Genomic DNA, 16176 nt, shown 5'->3' with positions numbered 1-16176 from the left:
CTCCGAATGGGGACAAGAAATATAAACGGTTGCCCTGTATGGATACGGACAGACGCCCGGCGAAGCCGAGGCTAGAAAACAACGCACAAGACTGGACACCTGCGATGATCCGCATCCTCCTCGCCGAAGACGACGACGCAATGCGCACCTACCTTGCCCGCGCGCTGCAGAACGCGGGGTACAGCGTGGTCGCGGTCGATCGCGGGACGGCAGCGATCCCTCATCTCAAGAACGACGATTTCGACCTCCTGCTGTCGGATATCGTCATGCCCGAGATGGACGGGATCGAACTTGCGCAGAAGTGTGCGGAAATCTCGCCCTCGACCAAGGTGATGTTCATCACCGGATTCGCCGCCGTGACGCTGCGCGCCAGCCGCGAAGCGCCCCAGGCCAAGGTCCTCTCCAAACCCTTCCACCTGCGCGATATCGTGATGGAAGTGCAGCGCGTCTTCGGCCTTGCCGAGCACGCGACGCTCTGAACGAAATTTTTTCTCAAAAGGCCCTTGCCAGCCAAAAGAAGCGCAGCTAGAGGGCCAGTCCTCCGGCGGGGACACTCACCGGAGCGCTCGAATGGCCACCGACGGCAAGCCGCCGGGAACCATGAATGGAATGGGCGTATAGCTCAGTGGTAGAGCACTATGTTGACATCGTAGGGGTCGCAAGTTCAATCCTTGCTACGCCCACCATTCCAGAAACCCCGCCGGTCTTGCGACCAGGCGGGGTTTTTCTTTAGATCCTCGACGCTACTTCGTCTGGAGGCGCCCCATCCTATGATGGCCGTGCTTCCGCCCCATCGACTACCGCTCTTCAAGCGCAGCATCGATCATGGCGCGCCAGGCCTGTTCAAGATCGGATTGATCGACCGCCTGCCCGCACTTGATCTGAGTAGCACCGGCGCCGCTCATCGCCCCGGTCGGCTCGCGGACCGCCTCCAGCACGGCCTGTACCTCCGGCAGGTAATGCATCCATGCCGGATGGCCGCCCATCCGCATGTTGGGGTGCTCTCCGTTGATGTAGCACAGCGCACGCGCCGCTCGTTCGAGCGCCGGAGTCACTGTTTGCGGAAATGCGGACGACAACTTTATCTCCACGGCTTCCTCCACCAATACATGCCGGACTTGATGCCCGCGCATGTCGCATAGTGACCTGAATCCTGCACTTTCCCTCGCGGAATAAATGGGTGGTGGATTCTCATGATCGCGCCAGAAGCGCAGATTCGCGCTGACCCGATGCAGTGCCGGCTTCGGGCCAGGCCGTCGTCGCCTCGAAGAATCGCGAGACGTCGTGCAGCATGCCATCAGCGACCATCAGTTCCGCCGGCGGAGCGTGGCCGATGAAGTGGATGGGGCTGGCCGTAAGGCCGTAGGCGCCGCTATTGTGGATCGCGATCACGTCGCCTTCGCTCAAGGTGGATAGCGTGACCCCGCCGCCCAGCCGGTCGATCGAGGTGCACAGCGGCCCGGTCACATCGTATGAGCCCGTCTCCGTGCCCTCGGCTCCACCGACGCGATGCATCTTGTAATTGCGCCTTATCACCATGCCGAAATGCCCGGAGGCAGGCAGGTGATTGTTCATGCCGCCGTCGCAGATCGCGATCGCCACTCCGCGCGACTGCTTGAGCGACACGACCCGCACGAGGAAGTACCCCGCCTCGGCCACCATGTAGCGGCCCAGTTCCAGCTTCAGTCGCGCCCCGGCGAAGCGGGGGTCCTCACGGAAACGGGCGATGTCGGGCAGGATCGCCGAGGCCACCGCGTCGAGCGGTAGCGGCGTGTCGTCATCATGGTAGGGAACGCCGAGGCCCGATCCCAGGACGAGGCTTTCGGGCACCATGTCCACCGCCTCGCACAATTCGGCGAATATCGAGAGAAAGCCCCGGTAGTTCTCGACGATGGCATCGGGCTTCAGGCACTGGGTTCCCGAGTAGATATGCAGGCCTGCAAGGCGCAGTCCCGGCATCGCGGCAATCTCTTCCAATGCCGCACGCGCGTCCGGCAGATCCACCCCGAACGGGCTCGGGCGCCCGGCCATCTGGTCGCCAAAACCGCGCGGCACCGAATCGGGAGCGATGCGCAGCAGCACCGGCTGGACACGTCCGGCCGCGCGCGCCACGTCATCCGCGATCCGGGCCTCGCGCAGGGACTCGAGCACCAGCAGCCCGACGCCGCCGAGAACCGCTTCGCGAATCTCGAACTCACGCTTGCCGGGGCCGGTAAAGCTCACCAGCGCCGCCTCCCAACCCGCCTGCAGCGCAAGGCGGAACTCGCCTATGGACGACACGTCCAGCAGGTCCACCCGCCCCACCATCCATTTCAGCAGGGCGGGGTTGGGGTTGCACTTGACCGCAAAGCTGAGGGCCAGCTGATCATCGAAAGCATGGCGGATCGCGGCGATCCTCTCGGCGATGGCATCCGTGAAGTAGACGAAGGACGGGGTGCCGAATTGCTCGGCCGCCGCCGCCAGCCAGGTGTCGCGATCCGCCGGGCTCATACTCGTTCGCCGGCGAAGCGCGTGATGCGCGCAGGCGTGTCGAAGTTCTCCAGCGTCACCTCGTCGGCGCGGATCTCGATGCCGGCCTCCTGCTCGACGAAGGCGATGAGCGAAATCATCGCGATCGAGTCGAGCATGCCGGAAGAGAACAGGCAGGTGTCGGCATCGACGGCGCCGTCGTAGCCGGAAATGGCCTGAAGGTTCTGGATGATCCTGTCGGTGGTGAGAGCCATGTGCTTTACTCCTAAATCGAAAGTTGCGGTCGGTCGGCCGAGGGCGTGCTCAGGCGCACCACTTCGGGGCGGGCGAGCTTGCCGCTGGCAGTGCGCGGCATCGGCTCGTTCCAGACGTGGATCGCGCGCGGCACCATGTAGGCGGGCATGACCTTGCGGCAGTAGGCCAGCAGCCCCTCGCGGGTGGCGCCGGGCGCGAGCGTGGCGGCGACCTGCACGCTCTGGCCAAGCAAGTCGTCGGCGACGCCGAAGACGACGACGTCGGCGGCCATGCCACTGCGATGGACGATGTCCTCGACCTCGTCCGGGCTGATGCGGAAGCCGCTGCTCTTGATGAGGGCATCGCGGCGCGAGACGAACCACAAGTCGCCGTCCTCGTCCACGCGCACTATGTCGCCGCTGTAGACCACCGGCTCGTCGCCGATCAACGCGGCGAGTTCGGGACAGGGCCTGATCTTCTCCGCCGTAGCGTCCGGGCGGTTCCAGTAGCCCTGGCTGACGAAGGCGCCGCGGTGGACGAGTTCGCCCTGCTCACCTGGCCCGGCGACGCCGATGCCTTCGCGGATCACGTAGACCTCGTTCTCCGGCACTGCACGGCCGATCGCGCCCATCTTCGCTGCGAACTTCTCGGGCGGCAGGTAAGTGGAGCGGAACGCCTCGGTCAGGCCGTACATCAGATAGATGCGCGTATCAGGCAGCAGCGCAGGCATCCGCTCGAGGATGTTGAGCGGGATCTTGCCGCCCGAATTGGTAACGAGGCGCAGCGAGGGCAGCACTTCTCCCGAGGCGTCGAGCAGGCGGATGAACTGTATCCATAGCGGAGGCACCGCTGCGAAGCCGGTGACGCGATGCTCCCGGATGGCGCGAACGATCTCGGTCGCCATCGCAACGGGCTGGTGCACCACCGTGCCGCCGACCAGCATCATCGTGGTCAGCTGGTTGAACCCGTAGTCGAAGCTGTAGGGCAGCACGCTGAGCAGTCGGTCGTCGCCACGCAGTTCGAGATAGGCCGCGACCGAACGCGCCCCGCTGACGATGTTCGCGTGCGTGAGCATCACGCCCTTGGGGCGGCCGGTCGATCCCGAGGTATAGATGATCGCCGCCAGGTCTGCGTCATCGCACGGCACGGGAGCCTGGGGGGATACCTCGGGCAGCGCGTCCCAGCTCTGCAGCTCCGCGACGGATCCCCCTCCCGCGAGAAGCACGACCAGCGCATGACCCTGTGGAAGTGCCGTCGCCGCACCGCCTTCGAGGATCGCCGCGCGGGCGCCGCTGTCTTCGATGACATAGTGCAGCTGTTCGCCGGTCCAGACGGTGTTGACGTTGACGAAGACCCCACCGATCCGGCTGACCGCCAGCATCGCCGCCACTTCACGCATTCCCTTGCGGACCTGCACGACCACGCGGTCACCGGACGCGATGCCGCCCGCCGCCAGGAAAGCCGCCACGCGATCGACTTCGGCGGCGACCTCGGCGTAAGTCCAACTCCGGCCGGGGTCTACGAGGAACGGCTTCGCGGCGCGCCCGGGCAGGTTATGCGCGAACAGGTCGAATACGGTGCGAAGCGGCGCGCTCACAGGAGAGGCCCCAGGCGCGGATAGATTCTTGCCGGCGAGCCGACGCAGACCGAGTCGGAAGGCACGTCGGTCGATACCGCGGTGTTGGCACCGATGCGCACCCTGTCGCCGATGCGGATCTTGCCCAGGACCGTCGAATTCGTGCCGATGAAGACGTCGTCGCCGATCGTCGGGACGCCCCGGTTCATATTCGTGCCGATGGTGACATTGTGCATCACCCCCAGGCGGTCGCCGATCACGGCATCTGGGTGGATCGAGAGCGAGCCCTCGTTGTTGATGATGTGGAATGCATCTCCGATTGTGACCTGCGGCGGTATCCAGATCTTCGTGATGTTGGCGACGAACAGGTTCACGAAGCCGTAAGCCTTGGAGGCCAGCGTGCGCGCCAGTCTGCTGCGCCGTTGCAGCCCCCAGCGGCCGAAGCGATAAACGCACAGCGAGATGAACGCCCCGTTGGTGACCGAACTGCCGTGCCGTCGATAATCGTCGCGCATCATGCGCCAGGCCGAAGTGCGTGGCGCCCGCGGGCCTGGCCCGGCGGCGTCAGGCGAGATCGAGTGTTCGATCGATTTCGTCGATATCCGCGTGAAAAACATCGTCGCCTCCCGTACCCACAACCATCGAATAGTCCTGCCCCTGCCGGTCGGTGAGGAGCTTGAGCGCCACTACCGCTCGCGCCGGCGGCTGGATGACCAGCGCACGGGCAGTGGTCGGCATCATCACCAGTCCATGCACGAGCTGGCTTCCCTCCACTCCGGCGACGACCTCGGCGCCGGCACATGCCTCGATGATCTCTTCCAGCGTCGCGATCGAGGGGTCGAGCACACGGAACCCGTGCCGCCGCGCCAGATGCTCCGCGACCTGCCGCTCGTTGCCGAGCAAGCGACGATCGCCGGTTGTGCCGCGCATAAGAAATACCCCGCGATGTCCATCAGGCTCGGGGCCGACCAGTCGCCGGCGCAAATCGCTCGCACGGTCGCGCTTGTTGTCGTTGTGCGGCAGGTCGTCAAACAGCACGAGTTCATCGAAAAGCACTGCGCCCACGCGGGTGGCGGACATGCCGAGTTTGCGCTCATAGTCAGGCTGGTGCCCCTTCGCGGGCAGGGTCGCCATCGGCACCCCGGCACCTTCGGCAAGCCGATACGTCAGGCAATCGTCGCTGAGCCAGTTGCCGAACCAGCGATTGCCGGTCCAGCTTTCATAGAAGACCCCGCGCTCGGCGGCGTGGTGAACCATGCCCAGCGGTCGCCGCCCGGCGTGGGGCCGCAGATGGCGTGTCGCGCCCCCAGCGTAGAGCACGCCATCCAGCACCGACGCATCGCGAAGGACATAGCCCGTGGTGGGCCGTTGCGGGACATCGAAACCGCCACGAAGGTCGCGCACGACCTCGGCCACCGTAGCGAACGCGGCGCCCCGGATGCGGTCGATCTGGTTGGCGAGCATCAATGCCGGTCTGACATGCACCGTGCCGCCCGGCGCGACCTGCCACTGCTCGCTGGCGTGCGCGACGACATCGTCGGGCTTATGCCCCAGAAGTCGCGACAACCCCTGAAGGGCGGGAAGGATGGAGGGGCGCATGTTGGCCGATCTTCCGCCGTCAACACGAGCCAGCACATAGTATACGGCTCACGATACTGAAACGGCGGAAACGGATCACGGTCTGGTCCTGTGCAGTATTTGCGCAATTCACGCGGAAATAATTCCACAGCACCCGCAGGCTGCGTATCCGAGCCCGCTGGAACAGAGTATCCCTTATGCAAAGACCCTCGTGGAATTGACCAGCCGCACTCTCGGAGCGCGAACTCGGCTCGCTACCGCCCTGTCCAGACCGGCGCGCGCTTCTCTGCGAAGGCGCGTGCTCCCTCCCGCGCATCTTCGGAGGTGAAGACGGGCTCCACGTAAGAAGTCTGGTGCAGGTTGACGTCATCGATCGGCCAGAGCCAGGAATTACGCACGATCCCCTTGGATGCCGCCACCGCCAATGGCCCGTTGACAGCGATAACCTGAGCCAGTTCGCGGGCAGCCTCGATCGCGGTGCCGTCGGTGACGCGATTGATCAGGCCCAGTTCCAGCGCCCTTTCAGCACCGATCGGATCGCCGGTCAGCGCCAGCTCCATCGCAAGCGCGCGCGGAAGCAGGCGTGGCAGCTGTATCAATCCGCCCCCGGCGGCGACCAGCCCGCGCTTGACTTCAGGAATGCCGAAACGTGCATTTTTGTTCGCGACGATGAGATCGCATGCAAGTGCCAGCTCGAAGCCTCCCGCCAGCGCCGGCCCGTCGACGGCGGCGATGATCGGTTTGCCCGGGGTCCAGATGCAGATGCCGCCGAACCCGCCGCGCTCGTCGACCGGCAACTCGCCGCGCAGGAACCCCTTGAGGTCCATCCCCGCGCAAAAGCTGCCGCCTGCCCCCGTCAGGATCGCGCAGCGCAGGTGATCCGCTGCTTCGAGCCGATCCATCGCCGCCGCGATTCCCACTGCGACCTCCTTCGTCATCGCATTGCGCTGCCCCGGTCGGTTGATGGTGACCTCCAGCACGCCGTCGCGCTCGGCCAGCAACACTTCCTCACTCATCCTTGCCCTCCTCTCCTGCACTTAGTGACAGGCGCGGGGACGAACCCGGCCTGCAAAGCCATTATTCGCGCCAGTCTCGGCCTTGCCATGCGACGCAGCCGTGCCTAGAGACTGCGGCAATTCTCACCCCAGGGGAGTCCCTTTAGAATGGCAAAGATCAAGGTTGTGAACCCCGTCGTCGAAATGGACGGCGATGAAATGACCCGCATCATCTGGCAGTGGATCCGCGAGCGTCTGATCCTCCCCTACCTCGACATCGACCTCAAGTACTACGACCTCTCGGTCGAAAAGCGTGACGAGACCAACGACCAGATCACGGTCGATGCCGCCAACGCGACCAAGGAATTCGGCGTCGCCGTCAAGTGCGCCACCATCACCCCCGACGAAGCCCGCGTCGAGGAATTCAGCCTCAAGAAGATGTGGAAGTCGCCCAACGGCACCATCCGCAACATCCTTGGCGGCGTCGTCTTCCGCGAGCCCATCGTGATCTCGAACGTGCCCCGCCTGGTTCCGGGCTGGACCGACCCGATCGTCGTCGGCCGTCACGCCTTCGGTGACCAGTACAAGGCCACCGACACCCTGATCCCCGGCGCCGGCAAGCTGCGTCTGGTGTGGGACGGCGAGAACGGCGACAAGATCGACCTCGACGTGTTCGACTTCCCGGCTCCGGGCGTCGCCATGGCGATGTACAACCTCGACGAATCGATCCGCGACTTCGCGCGCGCCTCGTTCAACTACGGCCTCAACCTCGGCTGGCCGGTGTACCTGTCGACCAAGAACACGATCCTCAAGGCCTATGACGGCCGCTTCAAGGATCTGTTCCAGGAAGTGTTCGACAAGGAAGGCTTCGCCGAGCAGTTCAAGGCCAAGGGCATCGTCTACGAGCACCGTCTGATCGACGACATGGTCGCCTCGGCGCTCAAGTGGTCGGGCAAGTTCGTGTGGGCGTGCAAGAACTACGACGGCGACGTGCAGTCGGACACGGTTGCGCAGGGCTTCGGCTCGCTGGGCCTGATGACCTCGGTCCTGCTCTCGCCCGACGGCAAGACCGTCGAGGCCGAAGCGGCGCACGGCACCGTGACCCGTCACTACCGCCAGCACCAGCAGGGCAAGGCGACCTCGACCAACCCGATCGCGTCGATCTTCGCCTGGACCCGCGGCCTTGCCTATCGCGGCAAGTTCGACAACACGCCGGACGTCGTGAAGTTCGCCGAGACCGTCGAGCGCATCTGCATCGAGACCGTCGAATCGGGCAAGATGACCAAGGATCTCGCTCTGCTGATCGGTCCGGACCAGAGCTGGATGACCACCGAGCAGTTCTTCGAGGCGATCGTCGAGAACCTCGAAACCGAGATGGCCACCTGGGCCTGATCCTTCGGTCGGTTCAATAAAAAAAGCCCGCCCCTTCAACTGAGGGGGCGGGCTTTTTTATTCCTCCCGGAGCTTGCCTAGGGAGGAAGCTACAAGCTTACTCCACCGCCCAGGGTTCCTCACCTTCCAACTTGGTGCGGTGCATCATACGACCGCATGTCGGATCGTAAGCCTCCGCGCGGTGCATCGTGCCGGTGTTGTCCCAGATCACCAGATCGCCCACCGACCATTCGTGGCTATAGGTGAAATCCGGTACCGTCGCCCATTCGCGCAGGCCATGAATGATCCGCGCGCTCTCCAGGTGATCGACGCCCTGCACGTGATGGCAGGTGCAACCCAGCACCAGCGACTTGCGCCCGGAGGCGTGCTTCCACACCAGCGGCAATACCTTCTCACCGATCCCCTGCATGATCTTGAGCTTGGCGAGGCTCGGCTCAGGCTCGTAATAGAACAGCGAAGCCCAGGGTCCATGCAGCACGCGCAAGTCGTCATAGTACGCCTTGTCCTCGTCGGACAGCGCATCATAGGCGGCATAGGTGTTCGAGAAACCGGTGTTGCCGGTTCCCTTCGGGCTCGGCACCTTGCATGAAAGCAGCGAGGCCAGGATCGGCACTTCGTTGCGGGTCCCGTCGATGTGCCAGTAGAGCGAACCCTTGAGGTATTCCGCGCTGGCCGGGTTTTCCTTCACGTCGAGCGTGATCTTGCTCGGCTCGCCGTCCGGCCCTTCGGGTGCGTACTCGCCAAGCGTCTTGGTGAAGGCGATCTGTTCCGCGTCATCGAAACCGATCTTCGGGAAAACCAGGATGCCACGTGCTTCAAGCTCCTCGCGCAGCTGCGCGGCGAGTTCGCCGGAAAGCAGTTCTTCCTTCGAATTGAGAATGCGGCTGCCGATCTTCGGCTTGATGTGCTCAGCCTTCAGCTGAGCTGTGGTGGTGACCGTCATGGCCTTGTCTCCCAGGAATGCCGTATGAGAACGCTGTTATCACGTTCTTCGCCCGGCTTCAGGGAGAATCAAGCCGAGTTGCACCTGCCACCCCGCGCGACGCCCTAATCAGCGCCCGCACGGTATGTGTCGCCATAGTGTCTCAGGCAGCCAGCTTGTCCAGCCAGCCCTCGACGATACGGATCGCCTCGGCATGACCGGTCTTTACGCCCAGCCCCTGTTCCATCACCACCGCGCGGCCGATTCCGGCAAGAACGACGCTGAGCCCCGCCGCGTCGAAGCCATCGAGCCGGTCCAGCCGGTCGCCGAGCAGGTGCTGCAGGATCGTGACCTGCCGCGCACGCATTTCCTCGCTGTGCTGCGCCATGTAGTCGCGCACCGCAGGACGATGGTTGGCAAGCGCCATGAATTCCAGCGCCATCGCCACCCGGCTGGTGTCGATGAAGAAGCTCCATAGCGCGCGCAGCGGGTCGTCGGAGGCCAGCGCCTCCTCGATCATGCGATCACTTTGCGCCGCCCCCTGCCGCGAAACCTCCACCAGCAGGTCGTCGGTGGTGGGGAAATAGTAGTGCACCAGTGAGGGTTTGAGCCCTGCCCGGCCCGCCACGCGCCGCGTGCTGACGGCGGCATAGCCTTCGTCCCGGATCAACTGGTTGGTAGCCTCGACGATGACCGCCCGTGTCGCGGACGTCTCGGCTCCGACCCTGCGCGCTGCGCCTGCCATGAAATTCCCCTTTCACGCCCGCCTAAGGGTGCAGCGCAGCAAGATCAACCTGCGCGGGGATACGTAAAGGCAGATTGACATATGTTCCTGTTTTGTTCAAACGGATGTCATGGAACCAATCAAGGGCAGAGGAGCGGTAAGTGGTGCGATAAGCACGCGCTTCAACCTGCCTGCACGCGAAGCCGACGGCGACTGGCTCGACGCGGCGGAAACGATAGACGGCCCTGCCCGCCACCCGGCGACGACAGTTACGGAGGAGCACCCGCGCTCGATCCTCTCGTTCAACAAGTCGCCCGATGTGCCGTTCGATCGTTCGGTCAACGCTTACAGGGGGTGCGAGCATGGCTGCATCTACTGCTTCGCCCGCCCCACGCATGCCTATCACGATCTTTCGCCCGGCCTCGATTTCGAAACGAAGCTGTTCGCCAAGCCGACCGCCGCGAAGCTGCTGCGAGAAACACTGGCAAAGCCCGGCTACAAGCCCGCGCCGATCGCGATGGGCACCAATACTGACCCCTACCAGCCGATCGAGGCCCGCTACCGCATTACGCGCGAGGTGCTGGAACTGTGCCTCGATGTGCGCCATCCAGTGACGATCACTACCAAGTCAGACCGCGTGCTGCGCGACCTCGATCTGCTGGAACAACTGGCGACCCACGGTCTCGTGCATGTCGGCATTTCGGTGACCAGTCTCGACCCGGTGCTGTCGCAGAAGCTCGAGCCGCGCGCGGCCTCCCCCGCAAAACGCATGGCTGCGCTCGGCCGACTGGTAGCAGCTGGCGTGCCGGCGCATGTCTCGATCGCCCCTGTCATCCCCTCGATCACCGACAGTTTCATGGAAGCGATACTGGAGGACGCCGCCGCGCGCGGCATCCGGTCGGCCTCATGGATCGTGATCCGCCTGCCGCACGAAGTGGCTCCCCTGTTCCGCGAATGGCTCGACGCGCATTTTCCGCAGCGCGCGGGCAAGGTAATGGCAACGATCCGCTCGATCCGTGGCGGGCGGGACAACGATCCGAACTTCGGCACCCGCATGAGGCCCGAAGGCGTCTGGGCCGACCTGTTCCGTCGCCGATTCCGCGTCGCCGCCACGCGACTGGGCATGACCGGACCCCATGTCGCACTGGACTGCACGCTGTTCCGCCGCCCCTCTATGGATGGGCAACTCTCGCTTTTGTGAGCAAGCACGTTTGCGCTCTGGTGATTGCGCATTCGCTCCGGCGCGGCCTATCCTGCGCCATGGCCCATCCGATCCTTGTCGAGCGCCGCGATGCGGTGGAGATCGTCTCTCTCAATCGCCCGCAGGCGCTCAATGCCTTCGACGAGGAGATGACGTTCGCCCTGCGCGATTATTTCGCCACCCTGCCCGAACGGCTCGACGTGCGAGTCGTGATCCTCCGTGCCGAGGGTCGCGCCTTCTGCGCCGGACTTGACCTTGCCGGGTGGGAGGACGACGGTTCGCGCGGCCAGTTGCAGCACTACTGGCGCCTGCAACGGGCTCTCGGCGGACTGCTCGAACTGATGCGTGCCTGCCCGCAGCCGATCGTCACCCTCGGCCATGGCGCGGCATGCGGCGCGGGTTTCTCCCTCCTGCTGGCGAGCGACGTGCGGTTCGGTACGCAGGATCTTCGTATGAACGCCGCCTATATCAAGGTTGGGCTGGGCGGATGCGACCTGGGATGCAGCTATTTCCTGCCGCGCCTCGTCGGTGCTTCGATCGCTTCGGAGTATATCCTGACCGGCCGTTTCATGACGGCCGAAACCGCGCTGTCCTGTGGCCTGCTCAGCCGGATAGTGCCCCCGGAAGACCTGCTGGACACCGGCCTCGCCCTCGCGGCAGAAATGGTCGCCAATGCACCGATGGGCCTCAGGCTCACCAAGGAAGCGCTGAACCGCAACCTGGATGCCCGCTCACTGTCGGATGCGATGGCGGTGGAGGATAGGCAGCAGGTCATGATGCTCATGTCCGAGGATTTTTCCGAGGGGGTCGCCGCATTCCGCGAGAAGCGTCCGCCGCGGTATCGCGACCGCTGAGCCCTCCATATCCGACATCCGGGGCAACTTCGTCATAGATCGCGCGTTCCTCATGCCAGCAACCAACAAGGACAGGAGTCCACCATGGCAGAAGAAACCGTTACGACCGAGTATCCGGCAAACGCGGCGCCGGGTCAGCCCACCATCATCCGCGAAACCCGTTCGACGGGCGGGGGCACCGGGATTGTGATGGCCCTCGTACTGCTCGTCGCGATCGTCGGCGGCATCTACCTGTTCAGCCAGAACAGCGAGACCGCCAAGAATAACGCCATAGCCGAAGCTGCCAACGACGTCGGCAATGCCGCCACCAAGGTCGGCGATGCTGCCCAGGATGCGGTGAAGACTGACAAGTAATCCGGCAGTATCCGGCAAAGGCAGCCCTGCGCCGAGGGCTGCCCCCACATCCTCAGGCCGCCATTGCGACCCGCTCAGGCCCCCGCTTCGCCGTGAGCGAAACGTTGGTGATCCCCTCCACGCTCTGAAGATGCTCGGCGAAGTCGCCGTCAAGCGCGAAGTCGCGGCCAAGCCGCACTTTCTGCGTGCGCCCGTCACCGAGATGAAGCGTGGCTATCACCTCCCCCGCCCCGCGCGCGCCAGGGCGCATCAGCAGGGCCAGTTCCTGCACCGCCTCGACCCGGTCGATGTCGAGCTTGAGCACCATGCGGGCGTCGGCCTTCACTTCGTTCAGAGGCCGGCCGCCGCGCACGGTGACGCGCGGGGGTTCGTCCGGGCTGGGCGAATCAAGCTCGACGTTGAGGAGGATGCAGGCGCCTTCCTTGGCCCACTTCACGAAGTTCTCGACCAGGCTCTCCTCGAAGCACGAGGCCGAGAAATTGCCTGACGAGTCTGAGAAGTCGGCCATCACGAAGTCCTTGCCCTTGCGGGTCTTTCGCTTCTGGACGCTCTCCACCATCGCCGCCATCACCGCCCCGGTACGCCCTCCTCCGCCGCCGGCCATGAGGCTGGAGTACGTCCGCGCACCGTTGGCGGACGCGACCGCGCGATACTGCTCCACCGGATGTGCGGCGAAGTAGAAGCCGAAAGTCTCGCGCTCCTTGGCCATCTGCTCGGCGCGGTCCCACTTGTCCGCTTCGACGAGACGCAGGCCCTGTTCGATGTGCTCCTCACCGCCGAACAGCCCCCCTTGCGTAGAGTTGCGTTCACGCGAGGACCGGTCGGCCTCGGCCAGCAGGGTGTCGGCATTGGCCAGCACTTTGGCACGGTTAGGCTCCAGCGCATCGAACGCACCGGCTGCCGCCAGGCTTTCCAGCTGGCGGCGGTTCATCGATCCGGCAGGCGCACGGCGGAACACATCGTCGAGATCGACGAACGGGCCATTGGCCTCACGCTCTGCGACGATTGCGTCCATCGCCTTTTCGCCGACGTTGCGGATGCCTGCCAGCGCATAGCGCACCGCGTGGCTTTCCGCTGTCTCCTCGACGATGAATTCGGCTTCGGACCTGTTGATGTCGGGCGCTGCCAGCTCGATGCCGTTACGGCGCGCGTCATCGACGAAGATCGCCAGCTTTTCCGACTGGTGCATGTCGAAGCACATGGCGGCGGCGTAGAATTCATGCGGGTAATGCGCCTTGAACCACGCCGTATGATACGCCAGCAGCGCGTAGGCGGCCGCGTGCGACTTGTTGAAGCCGTAGCCCGCGAACTTGTCGATCAAGTCGAACAGTTCGTTGGCCTTGGCGGCGTCGATGCCGGAGACTTCCTTGCAGCCGTCGACGAAACGCTGGCGCTGCTTGTCCATCTCGGCCTGGACCTTCTTGCCCATCGCGCGACGCAGAAGGTCTGCATCGCCCAGCGAGTAGCCCGCCAGGATCTGCGCGGCCTGCATGACCTGTTCCTGGTAGACGAAGATGCCGTAAGTCTCACCCAGAATGCCCGCCAGCTTGTCGTGCGGGTACTCGATCGGCGCAAGGCCGTTCTTGCGCTGGCCGAACAGCGGAATGTTGTCCATCGGGCCGGGGCGGTAGAGCGAGACGAGCGCGATGATGTCGCCGAAGTTGGTCGGCTTCACCGCCGCCAGCGTGCGGCGCATGCCTTCCGATTCCAGCTGGAACACGCCCACGGTGTCGCCGCGCTTGAGCAGTTCGTAGACCCCCGGATCGTCCCACGAGAGCGTCGAGAGATTGATCGTTATGCCGCGCCGTTCAAGCAGGTCGCACGCCTTGCGCAGCACCGACAGCGTCTTGAGGCCGAGGAAGTCGAACTTCACGAGCCCAGTGTCCTCGACATATTTCATGTCGAACTGGGTCACCGGCATGTCGGAACGCGGGTCGCGGTAGAGCGGCACCAGCTGCGCCAGCGGGCGATCGCCGATCACCACGCCCGCTGCGTGCGTGGACGAGTTGCGCGGCAGGCCTTCAAGCTGAACCGCCAGATCGACGAGACGACGCACTTCGCGGTCGTTGTCGTACTCCCGCTTGAATTCGGCGACCGGCGGGTCCTTCGTGACGCCGTGAGCCTTGCGGCCCTGGATCGTCTCGGTCAGCGTCCAGGGGTCGGTCGGATGGTTCGGCACCATCTTGCACAGGCTGTCGACGCGGCCATAGCCCATCTGCAGGATGCGCCCGCAGTCGCGCAGCACCGCGCGGGCCTTCATCTTGCCGAAGGTGATGATCTGCGCGACGTGATCGTGGCCGTACTTCTTCTGGACGTAGCGGATCACCTCGCCGCGCCGGGTTTCGCAGAAGTCGATGTCGAAGTCCGGCATCGAGACGCGCTCGGGGTTGAGGAAGCGTTCGAACAGCAGGCCCAGCTTCAGCGGGTCGAGCCCCGTGATCGTCAGCGCCCATGCCACCAGCGAGCCTGCGCCCGAACCACGCCCCGGCCCCACCGGAATGCCGTTCTCGCCCGCCCACTTGATGAAGTCGGCAACGATCAGGAAGTAGCCGGGGAAGCCCATGCCGACAATGATGCCAACCTCGAAATCGAGACGATCGGCATATTCGAGGAAGTCCTCGGTGACGCCCTTCTCTCGCAGGGCTTCGTAAGCGGCGCGGCGTTCGTCGCCCTTGAGCGCCATCGCCTCGTCGAGTTCCTGCTCCGTCACCTCGGGCCAGTACGGCGCCAGACGGGCCGCCAGACCTCGGCGCGAATCGTCGGCCAGCATACGGGCCTCACCTTCGCGGTCGCCGGCGAGGCTGGGCAGCAGCGGCTTGCGACGCGGCGGCACGTAAGCGCAACGCTGCGCGACGACGAGCGTGTTCGCCAGCGCCTCGGGAAGGTCGGAAAACAGCTCCGCCATCTCGGCGGCGGGCTTCACCCAGCGCTCGGACGAGGAACGCGGACGATCCGCCGCGTCCACTTGCGTCGAATTGGCGATGCACAGCATCGCGTCGTGCGCGGCATGGAAGGTCTTTTCGGCGAACTGCGCGGGATTGGTGCCGACGAGCGGAATATCGCGCTGGTAGGCGAGAGCGATGAGGTCTTCCTCGCTCTCGTCCTCCTCGGGTTCGCCGGTGCGGGTGATCTCGATGTAGAGGCGATCGCCGAACAGCGATTGCAGGGTGTCGCAATAGCTTTCCGCCTGCTCGTGGCGGCCGGTCGCATAAAGCCGCGCCAGTGCGCCCTCGTTACCGCCGGTGAGGCAGATCAGGCCGTCGGTGTAGCCGCGCAGCGAATCCAGCTCGACATTGGGGTCCATCTCCAGCGGCCGGTCGAGGTGTGCACGGCTTACGTGATGACACAAGTTGAGCCAGCCCGCCTCATTCTGCGCGAAGAGCGCGATCCAGTCGATCGGGCGCTCCTGCCCCTGCGCCACGGCTCCGGGTCGGGCGATGGCAAGGAATGTGCCGACGATGGGCTGCACGCCCATGCTCTTGGCCGCGCCCGCGTAAATCGGGGCGGCATAGAGGCCATTGCGGTCGCAAAGGGCGGCGGCGGGAAACTTGCGCTCCTTGGCCAGCTTGGCGATCGCCTTCGGGTCGATCGCGCCATCCAGCATGGTGAAGCTGGAGAAGATGCGAAGCGGTACGAAGGGAGCATGCGGCATCCGGTCAATCTATGCACTGCCCCCTGCCGCGATCAAGGCTATGGCATGACAAGGCAGGGGATACATCGAAGCATGGTTAACCCCCGGCGATCCTCGAAAGCGCTGGCCATGATCGAGAAGGCAAGCACCGGCGATCGTCGCCCCAGGAAAACTCCCATTCCAGCAATGATTTGCAACGCAGATCTATTGCCTCGCACGAATACAAAGCGTTAACGACACGGCGCT

15 protein-coding genes and 1 tRNA gene are annotated in these 16176 nt (G+C 64.5%); 6 read left to right on the top strand and 10 right to left on the bottom strand.

Annotated elements, in window-relative coordinates; translation table 11 throughout:
* Window positions 1–104 precede the first annotated feature (104 nt).
* Both cpdR and ACODRZ_RS06085 read left to right on the top strand, forming a co-directional pair.
* A complete protein-coding gene (gene cpdR / locus ACODRZ_RS06090) occupies window positions 105–479 on the top strand; it encodes a cell cycle two-component system response regulator CpdR (protein WP_488969728.1) in 375 nt (124 codons plus the stop codon).
* A 132-nt stretch (window positions 480–611) separates the two neighbouring features.
* Window positions 612–686 (top strand) — tRNA-Val (locus ACODRZ_RS06085).
* A 111-nt stretch (window positions 687–797) separates the two neighbouring features.
* On the opposite strand, the gene ACODRZ_RS06080 is transcribed toward ACODRZ_RS06085, so the two are convergent.
* The 7 genes from ACODRZ_RS06080 to ACODRZ_RS06050 form a co-directional block, all read right to left on the bottom strand.
* On the bottom strand, window positions 798–1079 hold the full coding sequence (locus ACODRZ_RS06080) for a hypothetical protein (RefSeq protein WP_488986173.1): 282 nt from the start codon (window positions 1077–1079) through the stop codon (window positions 798–800).
* Between the two features lie 112 nt (window positions 1080–1191).
* Window positions 1192–2490: a type III PLP-dependent enzyme domain-containing protein gene (locus tag ACODRZ_RS06075; RefSeq protein WP_488969730.1), complete on the bottom strand. Its 1299-nt coding sequence runs from the start codon at window positions 2488–2490 to the stop codon at window positions 1192–1194.
* On the bottom strand, window positions 2487–2723 hold the full coding sequence (locus tag ACODRZ_RS06070) for an acyl carrier protein (RefSeq protein WP_488969731.1): 237 nt from the start codon (window positions 2721–2723) through the stop codon (window positions 2487–2489). The genes ACODRZ_RS06075 and ACODRZ_RS06070 overlap by 4 nt, the downstream gene beginning before the upstream one ends.
* A gap of 11 nt (window positions 2724–2734) precedes the next feature.
* On the bottom strand, window positions 2735–4300 hold the full coding sequence (locus ACODRZ_RS06065) for an AMP-binding protein (protein WP_488969732.1): 1566 nt from the start codon (window positions 4298–4300) through the stop codon (window positions 2735–2737).
* Complete coding sequence (locus ACODRZ_RS06060; RefSeq protein ID WP_488969733.1) at window positions 4297–4797, bottom strand: serine O-acetyltransferase; 501 nt, start codon at window positions 4795–4797, stop codon at window positions 4297–4299. Before ACODRZ_RS06060 ends, ACODRZ_RS06065 begins: the two co-directional genes overlap by 4 nt.
* A 46-nt stretch (window positions 4798–4843) precedes the next feature.
* Complete coding sequence (locus ACODRZ_RS06055; RefSeq protein ID WP_488969734.1) at window positions 4844–5878, bottom strand: glycosyltransferase 61 family protein; 1035 nt, start codon at window positions 5876–5878, stop codon at window positions 4844–4846.
* 233 nt (window positions 5879–6111) lie between these two features.
* Entirely contained in the window at window positions 6112–6873 is a 762-nt protein-coding gene (locus tag ACODRZ_RS06050; protein ID WP_488969735.1) for a crotonase/enoyl-CoA hydratase family protein, read from the bottom strand.
* Window positions 6874–7020: 147 nt separating this feature from the next.
* Between ACODRZ_RS06050 and ACODRZ_RS06045 the strand changes: the two genes are divergently transcribed.
* Window positions 7021–8244, top strand: a complete 1224-nt coding sequence (locus ACODRZ_RS06045) for an NADP-dependent isocitrate dehydrogenase (protein WP_488969736.1) — start codon at window positions 7021–7023, stop codon at window positions 8242–8244.
* A 97-nt stretch (window positions 8245–8341) separates the two neighbouring features.
* Here ACODRZ_RS06045 and ACODRZ_RS06040 read toward each other — a convergent pair whose 3' ends face one another.
* Both ACODRZ_RS06040 and ACODRZ_RS06035 read right to left on the bottom strand, forming a co-directional pair.
* Complete coding sequence (locus ACODRZ_RS06040) at window positions 8342–9187, bottom strand: TauD/TfdA dioxygenase family protein (RefSeq protein ID WP_488969737.1); 846 nt, start codon at window positions 9185–9187, stop codon at window positions 8342–8344.
* A gap of 142 nt (window positions 9188–9329) precedes the next feature.
* Window positions 9330–9911: a TetR/AcrR family transcriptional regulator gene (locus tag ACODRZ_RS06035; RefSeq protein ID WP_488969738.1), complete on the bottom strand. Its 582-nt coding sequence runs from the start codon at window positions 9909–9911 to the stop codon at window positions 9330–9332.
* Between the two features lie 109 nt (window positions 9912–10020).
* Here ACODRZ_RS06035 and ACODRZ_RS06030 point away from each other — a divergent pair, with 109 nt between their 5' ends.
* The 3 genes from ACODRZ_RS06030 (at window position 10021) to ACODRZ_RS06020 (ending at window position 12299) form a co-directional block, all read left to right on the top strand.
* On the top strand, window positions 10021–11091 hold the full coding sequence (locus tag ACODRZ_RS06030; RefSeq protein ID WP_488969739.1) for a PA0069 family radical SAM protein: 1071 nt from the start codon (window positions 10021–10023) through the stop codon (window positions 11089–11091).
* Between the two features lie 59 nt (window positions 11092–11150).
* Window positions 11151–11945, top strand: a complete 795-nt coding sequence (locus ACODRZ_RS06025; RefSeq protein WP_488969740.1) for an enoyl-CoA hydratase/isomerase family protein — start codon at window positions 11151–11153, stop codon at window positions 11943–11945.
* Between the two features lie 84 nt (window positions 11946–12029).
* The gene (locus ACODRZ_RS06020; protein WP_488969741.1) at window positions 12030–12299 is read left to right on the top strand and encodes a hypothetical protein; all 270 of its coding nucleotides are present in this window, start codon (window positions 12030–12032) and stop codon (window positions 12297–12299) included.
* A 52-nt stretch (window positions 12300–12351) separates the two neighbouring features.
* Here ACODRZ_RS06020 and dnaE read toward each other — a convergent pair whose 3' ends face one another.
* Window positions 12352–15951, bottom strand: a complete 3600-nt coding sequence (gene dnaE, locus ACODRZ_RS06015; RefSeq protein ID WP_488969742.1) for a DNA polymerase III subunit alpha — start codon at window positions 15949–15951, stop codon at window positions 12352–12354.
* Window positions 15952–16176: the final 225 nt, after the last annotated feature.

The sequence above is a fragment of the Novosphingobium sp. FG90 genome, assembly GCF_057808725.1.
Note: the sequence above shows the minus strand (reverse complement) of the source record. Positions and strands in the feature narration are given on the sequence as shown.

What these genes read in the sequence shown, in the direction of transcription:
- cpdR (WP_488969728.1), top strand. Translation starts at nt 105, where the DNA reads ATGATCCGCATCCTCCTCGCCGAAGACGACGACGCAATGCGCACCTAC.
- ACODRZ_RS06075 (WP_488969730.1), bottom strand. Translation starts at nt 2,490, where the DNA reads ATGAGCCCGGCGGATCGCGACACCTGGCTGGCGGCGGCGGCCGAGCAA.
- ACODRZ_RS06070 (WP_488969731.1), bottom strand. Translation starts at nt 2,723, where the DNA reads ATGGCTCTCACCACCGACAGGATCATCCAGAACCTTCAGGCCATTTCC.
- ACODRZ_RS06060 (WP_488969733.1), bottom strand. Translation starts at nt 4,797, where the DNA reads ATGATGCGCGACGATTATCGACGGCACGGCAGTTCGGTCACCAACGGG.
- ACODRZ_RS06055 (WP_488969734.1), bottom strand. Translation starts at nt 5,878, where the DNA reads ATGCGCCCCTCCATCCTTCCCGCCCTTCAGGGGTTGTCGCGACTTCTG.
- ACODRZ_RS06050 (WP_488969735.1), bottom strand. Translation starts at nt 6,873, where the DNA reads ATGAGTGAGGAAGTGTTGCTGGCCGAGCGCGACGGCGTGCTGGAGGTC.
- ACODRZ_RS06045 (WP_488969736.1), top strand. Translation starts at nt 7,021, where the DNA reads ATGGCAAAGATCAAGGTTGTGAACCCCGTCGTCGAAATGGACGGCGAT.
- ACODRZ_RS06040 (WP_488969737.1), bottom strand. Translation starts at nt 9,187, where the DNA reads ATGACGGTCACCACCACAGCTCAGCTGAAGGCTGAGCACATCAAGCCG.
- ACODRZ_RS06035 (WP_488969738.1), bottom strand. Translation starts at nt 9,911, where the DNA reads ATGGCAGGCGCAGCGCGCAGGGTCGGAGCCGAGACGTCCGCGACACGG.
- ACODRZ_RS06030 (WP_488969739.1), top strand. Translation starts at nt 10,021, where the DNA reads ATGGAACCAATCAAGGGCAGAGGAGCGGTAAGTGGTGCGATAAGCACG.
- ACODRZ_RS06025 (WP_488969740.1), top strand. Translation starts at nt 11,151, where the DNA reads ATGGCCCATCCGATCCTTGTCGAGCGCCGCGATGCGGTGGAGATCGTC.
- ACODRZ_RS06020 (WP_488969741.1), top strand. Translation starts at nt 12,030, where the DNA reads ATGGCAGAAGAAACCGTTACGACCGAGTATCCGGCAAACGCGGCGCCG.
- dnaE (WP_488969742.1), bottom strand. Translation starts at nt 15,951, where the DNA reads ATGCCGCATGCTCCCTTCGTACCGCTTCGCATCTTCTCCAGCTTCACC.